The organism is Acetobacterium sp. (assembly GCF_030652775.1).
Taxonomy (GTDB): Bacteria; Bacillota; Clostridia; order Eubacteriales; family Eubacteriaceae; genus Acetobacterium.
In genome coordinates this window covers 32702-45991 of sequence record NZ_JAUSPS010000011.1, presented here as the reverse complement: position 1 = coordinate 45991, position 13290 = coordinate 32702, and the positions used below count along the sequence as shown (strand labels likewise).

Genomic DNA, 13290 nt, shown 5'->3' with positions numbered 1-13290 from the left:
TATAAATAAAGAGGAGATCGAAATGAACAAAAAATCAGAACCGACAAATTTTAACAAGTCAAGGCGCTTTAATTTTGCTTTAACCTGGGCGGATGTCAATGACCGGCCCTATCGTCAGGAAATTGTTGATCTGGCCAATAAAATCGGTCGCACCAAGGCGGGAACCAGTCGGGAAGTGATTCCCTTTGGTCCCGAGTATTACGCCCTGGCACCGATTCTTGATCCCTTTCAGGCTAAAATTGCGATGTACCTGGAATTCCGGAAAAAGCTGAGTGTCAAAGCAGTAGCCGCAGCAGCAGGGGAACCGCATGATCAGGTCACGGCAGCGCTGGAATACATTGCCTGGGCCGGGGTTGCCTTTGTCAATACGGTGGATGGCGTCGATCTGTATTGGCAGGATATTTTTGTCCCCGGTCATTTGGAACTGATCAATAATAACAAAGAACTGGTCGCTAAACATCCGGAAGTGGCTGAAGCATTTTATTATTTTGGCGGTAAAAAAGGCCCCATGGCCGCAGGCATCATGCCGATTGGCAGCGGGCCGATGCGGGTTTTACCGATTGAACGGGCCATCGATGGCAATTCCAAAAAAGTGAGCTATGAAGAAGTTTCCCACCATCTGGATCAGGCCAGTGTCTTTTCGGTCTCGGATTGCTCCTGCCGGACCTCCCGGGAAGCCATGGGCGAAGGCTGCGGCCACTTAAAAGAAGAGATGTGTATTCAACTGGGCCATGCGGCCGAGTATTATATAAAAACCGGTCGCGGTCGCGAAATCACCCGGGCCGAGGCCTTCGAAATTATCAAAAAAGCTGAGGATAATGGCCTGATGCATTCGGTCCCCAATCTCGATACCCCGGGTCACACCCACGCCATCTGCAACTGCTGTGGCTGCGGCTGTTATGCGATGCGGTTGGCCAATGAATACTTGAACAATGACATCGTCCGGTCCAACTATAAATCGGTGGTGGATGAAAGCAAGTGCGTGGCCTGCGGTGAATGTGTCGATGTCTGTCCCACCAATGCCATCAGACTGGGGCAGAAATTGTGTTCCAAAACACCCCTCGATGAGACGGTCACCAAGGTGACCCCACGCAATACCGAGTGGCTGGAAGATAAGTGGAACAGCGATTACCGTACCAACCGTAAAAACGCCCTGGATTCAGGAACCGCCCCCTGTATCACCAAATGTCCGGCGCATATCCCGGTTCAGGGATATATCAAGCTGGCCTCCCAGGGACGATACACCGAAGCCCTGGAGCTGATCAAGAAACACAATCCATTGCCGGCCGTGTGCGGTCGGATCTGTCCGCGATTATGTGAAGAAGACTGTACCCGGGGGGATATTGACGATGCGGTAGCGGTTGATGATATCAAAAAATTTATCGCTGAAAAGGATCGGGAAATGGCCTCCCGATTTGTACCGGTCAAACGACATGATTACAGTGATAAGAAAATTGCGATCATCGGTTCCGGCCCGTCGGGACTGACCTGTGCCTATGATCTGGCCATCGACGGCTACGATGTCACGGTTTTTGAAAAAGAACGCCGCCTCGGCGGGATGCTGACCCTGGGAATTCCTTCTTATCGATTGGAAAAAGATGTCTTAGCCGCAGAAATCGATGTGATCCGGGAGCTGGGGGTCAAGTTTGAAACCGGCGTCGAAATTGGCCGGGATCTTTCTCTTCAGGAGCTGCGAAACCAGGGTTTTAAGGCCTTTTATGTGGCCATTGGGGCGCAGGCCGGTCGAACCCTCGGGATTGACGGCGAAACGGCCGATGGCGTCTTTAGTGGGGTGGAATTTCTGCGCAAAACGAATTTAGCGGAAGAAACCAAGGTCAAAGGAAAAGTAGTGGTGATCGGCGGCGGCAATGTGGCCATTGATGTTGCCCGCAGTTCAGTCCGCTTAGAAGGCGTCGTCCAGACCGATTTGTTCTGTCTGGAAGCCCGGGATCACATGCCCGCCCATCCCGAGGAAGTGGTTGAGGCGCTAAGTGAGGAAATAGCCATTCATAATGGCTGGGGACCAACCCGGATTATCACCGAAAGCGGCAAGGTTACCGGGGTGGAATTTAAACGATGTTTGGCAACTGTTGATGCTGCCGGACGCTTCAATCCTCACTTTGAAGAAGCGGATCGGATGATCGTGAGTTGCGACGAGGTGATCCTGTCAGTCGGACAAACCTATGTTTATGACGATTTGTTTGCCGGCGAAGCGGTTTTATTAACCAGTCGCAACACCGTCGCCGTTGATCCAATTACCTTGCAGTCTTCAAGAGCTGACATCTTTTCTGGCGGCGATGTTGCCAGTGGTCCTAAACTGGCTATTGACGCCATCGCAGCTGGTAAAGAAGCCGCAGTTTCGATCCATCGCTTTGTCCAGACCGGCCAGTCGCTACTTTTTGGCAGGGATAATCATACCTATACGATGCTTGACAAAGACAACCTTGATGAGCGCATCGATTACGATGGTACCGAGCGCCAACGGATTGCCCATGTCGATGGCAAGGTGTCGAAAACGACGTTTAAAGATTTGCGCGGGGTTTTAACCGAAGCCCAGATCCAGAAGGAAACGGCTCGCTGCTTGAGCTGCGGCGCCAGTAAGGTGGATGAGTATCTCTGTGTCGGCTGTGGTGCCTGTACCCTGAAATGTAAATTTGAGGCCATTACGCTGGAACGGGTTTACGATGAGATCGGTTATGACATTGACGACTTACAAAAAGCGGTTCTTAAAAAAGCCCTCGGCCGAAAAGCCAAAATCGTACTGAACAAGGTCAATCCTTTTTCAGAAACCCGATAACTAAAACTAGCGGTTAGTGCTTCGCTATCGTACCGACCAATTGTTAATCTGTTGTTCGCCACAAGCTCGGACAGGCGTTGCCGTGTCCGCCTTGATGCGTACAACATGATCTAACAATTGTCGGTACTCGGTTTGTTGATTAAGTAAAGAAACGAGAAAAAGAGGTGTGAGACATGCATGAACTAGGGATTGTTTATGAAGTGATTAAAATCGTTGACGAATTTGCGCTGGCAAATAATCTGACCAAGGTTGATAAGATTATTCTGGAGATTGGGCAATTGTCCCAGACTATTCCTCACTTTGTCGAAGCCTGTTATCCGGCGGCGGTCAGTGACACCCCCTATCAAGAGACCAAACTGGAAATCATCGTGTTGCCGGCCAGGGGGGAGTGCCAGGCTTGCCATGAAATTTTTAATGTGGTTGACCACCGCAAGATCTGCCCAAACTGTCAGGCCGAAGATTTCAGCCTGATATCCGGCCGGGAATTTAATATTAAAGAAGTTGTCGCCTATTGAGATGGGGCGACAATTGCGGTCAACGGCTAAATAAATGATCCTTAACGAAGGTATTTGGGGCTTTGATTTTCCGGGAGTTCTGGTATACTAGGGTTAGTTTAAACGAAACTAATAAAAGGAGAACTTATGCCGGACAAATTATTTAACCTGGAGGACTATTTTAAGCGAATTCATTATCGCGGGGGCAATCAGGTTTCCGCCGAAACCCTGAAGCAGCTGCATCTTGGTCATGTGATGAACATTCCCTTTGAAAACCTCGACGTTTATGCCAAAAAAAATATTTCTCTGGAGCTTGACGATCTTTTTGACAAGCTGGTGCGGCGCCATCGGGGCGGCTATTGTTTTGAAATGAATGGATTTTTTGCGGCGGTGCTGGAGGAAATGGGTTTTCCGGTCAGTAGCCATCTGGCTCGGGTCTATCATGATGGTTTTGAAAATTCGGGAAAAACCCATCGGGTGCTGCTGGTGGCAGCGGATGACCAGCTATGGGTCTGTGATGTCGGCTTTGGTGGCAACAGTCTGGCCGCACCGCTGTTATTTGAGGTCGGCCGGGAGCAGGAACATCTTGGCCGAATTCATCGGGTGATGGCCGACCCCGATTATGGTTATCGGGTGGAGTTTAAAACCGCAGCTGGTTTTGAACCGATCTACGCTTTTACCCGGGAAGCTTGCTGCCCGGCCGATTATCTGATCGCCAACCATTTTACCGCCACCTACCCGGAGTCTTTTTTTAGACAGGCACAGATGTGCGCCCTGGTCACCGCAACCGGCAAGATTACCTATTTTGATGGACACTTAAAGATTACAGACAAAACGGCACTGATCGAAACCACCATCACCGGCGATGCCGCAATCAAAGACGCCTTGAAAAGCTATTTTGGGCTGGAGCTGTCTTAAAAGCTAGGCAGTAAATAAAAAAGCAACAAGCCTCAAATCGGTTTGTTGCTTTTTTGGTTGTGAAGAGCTGATTGTGCCAGCTCTTCAAAGGGGATCTGAGCTTTATAATTGACAAAGGCTCCGCTTTTGTTTAGAATTAGTTCAGCAAAGCGTGGTATTATAGAAATCGTGAGGGTTCACACCTTTTAAAAGGGGCTCATTAATGTAGGTTAGGCCTCATTCTAATGATAAAGATTGAGAAATAAAACAGGAGAAGAATGGATGAAGATAAAAATTTCCAAGCCGATACTGATCGGTGGCGTTGCGCTGATCGGCATTGCTGTGCTAATCGGCATTGTCCTGATAATATTCGGGGGCGCTAAAAAAGAGGTCAGCACTGATCCCTTAAACTTGTACAACAAGGTGGTGGTCGGAATGACCAAGGAGGAATCCGAAAAAATTCTCGAGGTTGAAGGTTCGGCCAAGGGAAAAGGCTTTAACTATCTGGATGAAAACACTGGCTATGGGGTAACGTTGAGCTACGATACTGTCGCCACAGCTGCTGCCGAAGGAACTGCTGATACGGGTGCGGAAGAACCCGCCGAGGTAGTGGTGTTTAAACAACTCTATGTGCCCGACGACACCTATCTGGATGGTCTGGTCAATGCCAATGTGACGGCGGATCAGATTAATTCCCTGAAAGAAGGGATGCCCTATGAGGAGATCAAAACCATTTTAGGTGGGATCGATGGGATCGAAATCAACTCGGCCTATAATAAAAAGGATCCTGCCAACACCTACTCGGTGATGGCCTGGATCAATCCTGACCGATCCGTAGCCTATCTGACCTTTCTTGGCTACAAGGGAACCCTGAAAGTCTTCGAATTCCGTCCCGCAAAATAAAAAAAGCGCAACCCCATTGGATTGCTCAATTCCTTATAATGATGCAAACCCAGTACCGACAATTGTTACATCATGTTGTTTGCATCGGGGCGAACACGGCGAAGCCTGTCCGATCCCGCAGCAAACAACAGATTAACAATTGGTCGGTACGGTAGTTAGATGAAAAAAGCGCAACCGTTGCTGGTTGCGCTTTTTTTATTTGCTTTTTAGTACCGCAATGATTTCGTCAATAATGGGGTTGGCTTCGTCATAGGGAATCTGGCAGGTGCCGACCATGTGATGACCGCCGCCGCCGTATTTTAACATCAGTTTGCCGATATCAGCCGTGCAGGTGCGGTTTAAGATGCTGTAACCGCAGGCAATCGAGACATTTTGTTTTTGCTTGCCATCGACAATCCAGAGGGACACGTTCTGGTCGGGATAGAGGCTGTAAATCATAAAACGGTTGCCGGTGTAGATCGTTTCAACGTCACGTAAATCAGTGACAATTACATTCGCATCGATTTGGGTATGGGCAGTAACCATTTCAGTAAAGAGCCGAGCCTGATCGTGATAGAGTAAAACCCGTTCCTTGACATCTGGCAGTTCGATGATTTCCTCAATGGACAGGTTCCGGAAAAGATTGATCAGTTCTTCCATTAACTGGTAATTGCTGATCCGAAAATCCCGGAAGCGACCCAATCCAGTACGGGGATCAGAAATAAAGCCCAACAGGATCCAGCCGGTGGGGTTTAAGATCTCATCGCGGGAAAGATTTCCCGAGTCCACCTTATCAACGGAAAGGATCATCTCTTGATAGTTGGGGAATTTGTCGGTGCCGCCGTAATACTCATAAATGATCCGCGCCGCCGAAGGTGCCAGACGGCTTTCACCAGCCACCCCGGGATGCCATCCCATTCGATCTTGCTCTGAAGAATGGTGATCAAACCACATACCGCAACCGGGTACATAGGGAACATTGGCCAGCACATCATTTTCAGTGGGGGAAAAGAGCCCGTCCTGCAGGTCTTTGGGATGAACAAAAATCCAGTCGTCAATGATGCCGGCTTCTTTTAATAGCATGCCGCAGATTAAACCGTCAAAATCCGAACGAGTAACTAAACGCATATGAAACCTCCTAAGAAAAAATAATAGCTAAATGCCACCGTAAATTTAAAAGCCCTCGGGGTTACCGTTATCGACAAACTACCGTACCGACCAATTGTTAATCTGTTGTTTGCTGCGGGATCGGACAGGCTTCGCCGTGTTCGCCCCGATGCAAACAACATGATATAACAATTGTCGGTACTGCTTAATCCGAATGTCTACAGTCCAAGCCCTCTGGGATGTTAATGTCAGTAAGAATTTAGAAACAGTTTGTATATTGTACCATTTAAGAAGCAGATTTTCCATCCTTTCAATGAAAAAAATCAAGGCATTTGCGAAACTGATTAACATCGAACAATTGCGACTTTAATTAAGAGTCTTAAGATAATTTGAAAATAATTATTAAAAAGTTTGCTTTATTGATTGTATCGTGCTATTATAAGTAAGAACTTAAATTGATAGTAAATGAATTTAACAGTATTATTTTTTAATTGGTACTATGCTTTACAGTATTATCCTAATTTAGAAATGTAGTTGTTATCCGTATTACAAGGATTTAGGGAATAAAAATTAGGAGGTACTCATCAATGAATGGTACAGTAAAATGGTTTAACTCTGAAAAAGGTTTTGGTTTTATAACAGGGGAAGATGGTAAAGATGTGTTTGCACATTTTTCACAAATCGTTTCTAGTGGTTATAAATCTTTAGAAGAAGGCCAAGAAGTTTCTTTCGAAATTACTCAAGGACCTAAAGGCCCACAAGCCGAAAATATTCAAGTTATCTAATAACACAAATATTTTAAACTTATGCCTGAAAATGGCATAAGTTTTTTTTTATACTGTCAAAAACAAGACAAAACTAATCCCTTATCATGACAGCACGATTATTTGTGAGTGGTTGTCGTGGTTTTCCGGGGAAAAGGAGGGGATTTTATGTCAACAAACAATATTGAAGGAATGAAAAAAATTATCGCAGAAAAGAAAAAATTAAGTGCACAGCAGGGAATAAAAGCTGACAAACCGAATCAAAACAAGGTCAGTGATCGAAAAGCGTTTAAAACAACAAAAAGAGGCGGATTTTTCGATAAATAAACCAATTTTCTAAGGAACGCTTTCGGCGTTCTTTATTTATGATAGGGGTTGATCCGCAAAATTTATCAACCCGTGCAGCACTTTTAAAATAAAGGAGAAACCTATTGCAATTTGAAGATTTAAATATTATACAGCCAATTCAGAAGGCTTTAACCGCTGAAGGATATACTGAGGCCACACCGATTCAGGAAAAGGCGATTCCGTCTTTGCTGGAAGGCCGCGATTTATTGGGATGTGCCCAAACCGGAACCGGAAAAACGGCCGCTTTTGCGATCCCGATTTTACAGGGACTGTCTTATGAACAACGAAATCTTAAAGGAAACCGACCGATCAAGGCGTTGATACTGGCACCCACCCGGGAGCTGGCTCTGCAGATCAGTGATTCATTTAAAGCCTATGGTAAGTTCTTAGGCCTGCGAACGCTGGTTATTTATGGCGGCGTATCGCAGAATCCGCAGACTAAGGCCTTGGGCGCCGGCGTTGATATTCTGGTGGCAACCCCGGGACGACTGCTGGATTTAATTAATCAGAAGTACATCAAACTAGGTCAGATCAAGTCTTTTGTCCTGGATGAAGCGGATATGATGCTGGACATGGGGATGCTTCAGGATGTCCGGAAAATTATCAAGCATATGCCAGTTGAGCGTCAGAATATGCTTTTCTCGGCGACGATGCCAATGGAAATTGCCAAACTGTCCGGTTCCATTCTCAAAAATCCGGTCAAGGTCACCATCACTCCGGTTTCATCAACGGTTGAAGTGATTGCGCAGAATGTTTATTATGTCAATAAAGCGAATAAGATCAATCTGTTGGTGCATTTATTGAAAAATAAAGAAATTGTCTCGGCGCTGGTCTTTTCCCGAACTAAGCATGGCGCAGATAAGATCGTCAAGCATCTGGAGCGGGCGGGGTTTAAGGCTCAGGCGATTCATGGCAACAAATCCCAGAATGCTAGGCAGCTGGCGCTGAATAACTTTAAGGAACGAAAAACCCGGATCCTCGTGGCCACAGACATTGCCGCCCGGGGAATCGATATTGACGAGCTGTCCCATGTCTTTAATTATGATTTGCCGGAAGTCCCGGAAACCTACGTGCATCGGATCGGCCGAACCGGACGAGCTGGTCTCGGCGGGATTGCGATTGCCTTTTGCGACCAGGAAGAAATGCCCTTACTCGACGGCATTGAAAAACTGGTGTCAAAATCAATCCCCGTCGTTGAGGTTCATCCCTTCCCCCTGGTGGAGGTACCGACTGAACTAAAAGTAGCGGCATCACGGCGATCTGGAGCCTATAAGGCGACGGCACCCAAGAACCGTCGAGGAAGTGGAAGTGGAAGCGGCTCCGCAAAAAACACCGGCGGAAAAAAAGACCGGGATCGTTTTTATTCAAAAAACAAGAAAAAAGATAGTTAGTAAAATCTGCATAGTTATCGTCAATCGGGGTATTAAAAGTTTAGCTTCAATTTAAATATAACTTGACGGATGCTTATAATAACCAGTAGAATTAGTATATAAGAATTTTTCGATTCGATTAAAAAGGCGGTGGATTTATGGAAAATATTAGAGTGATGATAGTCGACGATTCAACTTTTTCAATAGCAGTTCTCAAACGGATGCTTCAAAAAGATGGCCTGGAGATTGTTGCGACGGCAGTGAACATGAGCGAAGCAATCCAAAAAGCCCAGGAGATCAAACCCGATTTGATTACAATGGATATGACCTTGCCGGATGGCGATGGCATTGAATGTTCTCAAGCGATTTTAAAACACTTGAAGGACACGAAAATCATTGCCATCAGTGCAATGATGGATGAAGAAATTATTCAGCGGGCCAAAAAAGTTGGCATTAAAGCTTATTTGCAGAAACCAGTTGATCAGACCGATCTGGATTCGGCCATTGAGCGGCTTTTTGAAGGTGAAGAACTTTACGGCGTTTTAAAGAACAATTTTGAAGAAGCGTTTAAAGAATCAATATTCAGTTTTTTAAAACGGGAAATCGGCGGGGAAGTGGTGATTGAAAAGGTTGCTGACCATGCGATGACCACGATTTCTTCGGGCGTTTCGGTAGCGATTGGGATTATTGGCCGTCATGACGGCCGCTTAATTATGGATATGTCAGAAGCGACCGCACTGGGGATGACCCGAAAAATCCTCCAGGATGAGGGGCAGCAGATTGAAGATGCCATTAATTTCTTAAGCGAATTTACCAATATCATCGGCGGAAATGCCTGCTCGCTGTTAAATGGACTTAATCGTTCTTTTGGTCTCCGGGTTTCACCACCCACCGTCTTTCGGGGCAAAGATATTACCATTTCCATCGGCGATATTATGAGTGAGTCGTTTGTCATTAAAACCGATCTTGGTGATGTCTTTATGAATGTGGGCTTTCAAAAGGGAGAAGTGGCATGGATGTAGCAATTATCAATTCCTTTATTGCATCCGTTACGGATGTGATGCCACAACTGGGATTTAGCAGCATTAATATCAAAAACCAGTTGGAAAAATCGAAGAAAATTGTCGCCAGTGGCATTGTTTTAACCCTGGGGATCGTCGGTGATAAAAAGGGCAATGTCGCTTATGCCATCGACACCGAGGGCGCCAAACAGATTGCCTCGATCATGATGATGGGGATGCCGGTGGAAGAACTGGATGATATGGCGAAAAGTGCGATTTCAGAGCTGTCCAATATGCTCACCGCCAACGCCAGTATTAACCTCTCCAATGAATCGATCAATGTTGATATTTCGCCGCCAACGATGCTGACCGGGGAAAATATCGAACTCAGTATGAGTAAGGATCAGGTCATGTGTGTTGAATTTGATATCGACGGCATTATGCTAGAAATCAATGTGGCTCTCGACTAATTAGGGTACTGCTAATTGGCGGTACGACAGATACTAAAAAAACATCGTTTTGTAACGGTGTTTTTTTGTGCAAAAAATAAAAGACCCCCGTGGTGCCGTTTGAGAATTCGGCATCACGGGGGTCTTGTTTATGATGTTTACTTGGTCAAGGAAAATTTACTGACCATGTTTTTGAGCAGTTCGGCCTGGCTGTACAGTTCTTCACTGGCAGCGGCGCTTTCTTCGGCGGTGGCCGAGTTGGTTTGAACGACCTGGGCAACCTGATCGATGCCGCTGTTGATCTGATTGATCGACGCCGTTTGCTCATTGGAAGCGGAATCAATTTTACTGACCAGGGCGGCAACCTGGGCAACGCCGTCGACAATTTCAGTGAGGGAGTCAGCGGTATTATTGGCAATGATAGTGCCTTCAGAGACTTTGAAAATGGAGCCTTCAATCAGTTCAGCGGTTTCTTTGGCAGCTTCGGCACTGCGTCCGGCCAGGGTGCGAACCTCTTCAGCAACGACGGCAAAGCCCTTGCCTTGCTGTCCCGCCCGGGCGGCTTCCACCGCCGCATTTAAGGCCAGGATATTGGTCTGGAAGGCGATATCATCGATGACCTTGATGATATTCGAAATCTTCGCTGAGGAGGCATTGATTTCGGCCATCGATCTGAGCATCTGCTGCATCTGCGTGTTGCCGTTTTCGGCATTGCGCTGGGCGATCCGGGTCAGCTGGTTGGCCTGGTCGGCATTTACAGCGTTTTCCCGGGTTTGCACGGCCACCTCTTCAATGGAGGCATTAAGCTCCTGCATCGAGCTGGCCTGTTCGGTGGCGCCCTGAGCCAGCGCCTGGCTACCGTCGGAAACCTGACGGGAACCGGAAGCGACCTCGTCGGCGGAATGATTGATGTTGCCGAGGATCTCATTGAGCGAGTTCATCGTATCATTTAAGGAATTCTTGATAATCGCATAGCTGCCCAGATAATCTCCCGTCATCGGTTGGGTCAGGTTGCCGGCGGCCATTTGTTCAAGCACAATGGCGGCTTCGCTGATGGGCTGTTCGATGGCATCCAGGGTCTGGTTAAAGCCTTCGACAATATCCCGATAACCGCCGGCGAATCGTGATGCATCGCTGCGCACTTCGAGGTTGCCGTTAATCCCGGCCTGGGCCAGATTACGGGCTTCTTCAATCAGATTGTCAATGGTGGTCAGGGTGGCAATGATCGAGGGGATCAGCTTGTCGTTGTCGGAACGCTTGCCAATGGCGATAAACTCACCCCGTTGGCTGGTGTTACCTTGCGAAATATCGATAAAAGCTTCCTGAACAGTGAGGAGTCGGGAATGAACCAGGTTGATTTCTTCAGCAAATTCGGCCATATTGCCTTTGTAGCTGCCATCCATCGACAGGGTATAATCATTGGCAGCCATTTTGGTCATCACCTGGCGGGCCTCGTTGATCGGTGCCAGCAGCGAGTTTAGGGTATTATTAAAGCCTTCGATGATTTTTCGGAAATCGCCACTGTGTCGGGTGGCATCGGCCTGGATTTCTAACTGTCCTGCGGTGGCAGCATGGGCCAGCATATCGACATCGGACACCAGCGCATTGATATTATCGATACAGGAATTAAGGTTTTCTTTAATGGCGTTAAAATCGCCATGATAGGTAGCGGTGATTTTAGCAGGAATTTCCCCGCGGCTGATTTTATTCATATAATTAGCGGCGACCGTCAGCGGTTCGACCACGGCGTCTAAGGTATTGTTGACGCCAACGACAATGTCCCGGAACTTGCCCTGGAATTTGGTGGCATCGCTGCGGATCGATAAATGGCCATCGGTGGCTGATTGGGTCAGCATTTCCACCTCGGCTTCGAGGTTTTTGAGGTTTTCCACCACTTCGATCAGGCTCTTGGACTGAACATCGTGGTCGGATTTGACATCGACGGTAACATTGAGATTACCCAGGGAAATCTGTTCCAGGGTGGCGATATTTTCCTGAATATTCTCGGATAGTTTCTGGAAAGATAGTCCCAGTTTACCCAGCTCATCCTCCCGGTTGATGATCGCAGCGGGAATGTCGCTGTCAAAATCACCTAATTCCGCTTTATGGAACAGCTCGGTGATCAGGACAATTGGGTTGACCACGCCTTTGATCTGTTTGACGATGATAAAGCTCAGCACGATCAGGGTTAATAAAAAGAGACCGATCAGCTGAAAAATAAGCGCCATAATCGGGGCATTAAGCTCGCTTTGGGGCTCCATAATGGCCAGCGTCCAACCGGTTGCGGGGATCGGGGCGTAATAGATATTATTTTTTCCGGAAGAATCGGTAAATACGCCAGATCCGGGTTCGCCGCTGAGCATGCTTTCACCCAGGGCGGCCAGGCTGGCATTGGGATCTTCCCGCAGATTGACACTCATCGCTTTGGCGGTGTCGGCATCGGCAATGTAGAGACCGCTTTGGTCAACCAGAAAAGCGCGACCGGTTTCGCCAACTTTGATTTCGCTGACCATAGTCTGGAGGCTGGAAAGATCGATATCACCGGTGACTACGCCGCGAAAGTTTTTGCCGCTGTCATAAAAGGCCTGGGTTGCGGTTACCAGAGAAATCCCCAGGGTTTCATCTTCATAAGGGGCCGACCAGGCGATTTCACCGGCTGGTGTTTTACCGGCCAGATACCACTCCTGGTTAGGAAAGTCATACTCGTCGGTGCTGTAGAGGGCTTCGGCAAAAGCGATGTTGGCACCGTCACGGCTGGCATAGGGACCAAAATATTTGAGCTCCGGTTTGTAGCCGTTGTATTCATACCAGACCCCCATGCCGAAGGTATCAGCATTGAGCCCCACATACTGGGTAAGCAGATCGCTGTATGCTGGGGTGGTCATCTGGGTACCAGTGACGCCGATGGTCTTGCTCAAACTGCTGACCAGTTGACCATGGTTGTCCAGCGCTTGTTCGACGCTGGCAATGGTGTTGTCAAGCTGCAGATTCATCCGCTCTTCAATTTGCCTGTTTTCGTTGTTGATACTTAAAACTGTCACGGTGATGCCAATCACCAGCAGGGCTAAGGCCACAAAAATGATTACCCTGGAGGTAATTTTATTGCCGATGGAATGTTTGTTAAAAATACTCATCCTGATATCCGCCTTTAAATTATTTGTAAACGTTGTTATTGATACCA

The 13290-nt window shown here is 47.4% G+C and carries 11 protein-coding genes; 9 read left to right on the top strand and 2 right to left on the bottom strand.

What is annotated here, in order from left to right:
• Positions 1-22: 22 nt before the first annotated feature.
• The 4 genes from Q7J41_RS02000 (at position 23) to Q7J41_RS01985 (ending at position 5091) form a co-directional block, all read left to right on the top strand.
• Entirely contained in the window at positions 23-2797 is a 2775-nt protein-coding gene (locus tag Q7J41_RS02000) for an FAD-dependent oxidoreductase (RefSeq protein ID WP_304884724.1), read from the top strand.
• A gap of 173 nt (positions 2798-2970) precedes the next feature.
• Positions 2971-3312 carry a hydrogenase maturation nickel metallochaperone HypA gene (locus tag Q7J41_RS01995; protein ID WP_304884722.1) on the top strand — a complete coding sequence of 114 codons (342 nt, stop codon included), beginning with the start codon at positions 2971-2973 and terminating at the stop codon, positions 3310-3312.
• Positions 3313-3438: 126 nt separating this feature from the next.
• Positions 3439-4209 carry an arylamine N-acetyltransferase gene (locus Q7J41_RS01990; protein ID WP_304884720.1) on the top strand — a complete coding sequence of 257 codons (771 nt, stop codon included), beginning with the start codon at positions 3439-3441 and terminating at the stop codon, positions 4207-4209.
• 261 nt (positions 4210-4470) lie between these two features.
• Positions 4471-5091, top strand: a complete 621-nt coding sequence (locus Q7J41_RS01985) for a hypothetical protein (RefSeq protein ID WP_304884719.1) — start codon at positions 4471-4473, stop codon at positions 5089-5091.
• A 195-nt stretch (positions 5092-5286) separates the two neighbouring features.
• Here Q7J41_RS01985 and Q7J41_RS01980 read toward each other — a convergent pair whose 3' ends face one another.
• On the bottom strand, positions 5287-6198 hold the full coding sequence (locus tag Q7J41_RS01980) for an exopolyphosphatase (RefSeq protein ID WP_304884717.1): 912 nt from the start codon (positions 6196-6198) through the stop codon (positions 5287-5289).
• Positions 6199-6764: 566 nt separating this feature from the next.
• On the opposite strand from Q7J41_RS01980, the gene Q7J41_RS01975 reads away from it, so the two are divergent.
• The 5 genes from Q7J41_RS01975 (at position 6765) to Q7J41_RS01955 (ending at position 10130) form a co-directional block, all read left to right on the top strand.
• Positions 6765-6962: a cold-shock protein gene (locus Q7J41_RS01975; protein ID WP_026393295.1), complete on the top strand. Its 198-nt coding sequence runs from the start codon at positions 6765-6767 to the stop codon at positions 6960-6962.
• Between the two features lie 147 nt (positions 6963-7109).
• Entirely contained in the window at positions 7110-7268 is a 159-nt protein-coding gene (locus Q7J41_RS01970) for a hypothetical protein (protein WP_304884713.1), read from the top strand.
• Positions 7269-7372: 104 nt separating this feature from the next.
• The gene (locus tag Q7J41_RS01965; RefSeq protein ID WP_304884711.1) at positions 7373-8680 is read left to right on the top strand and encodes a DEAD/DEAH box helicase; all 1308 of its coding nucleotides are present in this window, start codon (positions 7373-7375) and stop codon (positions 8678-8680) included.
• A gap of 137 nt (positions 8681-8817) precedes the next feature.
• Entirely contained in the window at positions 8818-9681 is an 864-nt protein-coding gene (locus tag Q7J41_RS01960; RefSeq protein ID WP_304884710.1) for a response regulator, read from the top strand.
• Positions 9672-10130 (top strand): chemotaxis protein CheX, encoded by a 459-nt coding sequence (locus Q7J41_RS01955; RefSeq protein ID WP_304884708.1) that lies wholly within the window; start codon positions 9672-9674, stop codon positions 10128-10130. The genes Q7J41_RS01960 and Q7J41_RS01955 overlap by 10 nt, the downstream gene beginning before the upstream one ends.
• A 137-nt stretch (positions 10131-10267) precedes the next feature.
• Here Q7J41_RS01955 and Q7J41_RS01950 read toward each other — a convergent pair whose 3' ends face one another.
• A complete protein-coding gene (locus Q7J41_RS01950) occupies positions 10268-13243 on the bottom strand; it encodes a methyl-accepting chemotaxis protein (protein WP_304884706.1) in 2976 nt (991 codons plus the stop codon).
• Positions 13244-13290: the final 47 nt, after the last annotated feature.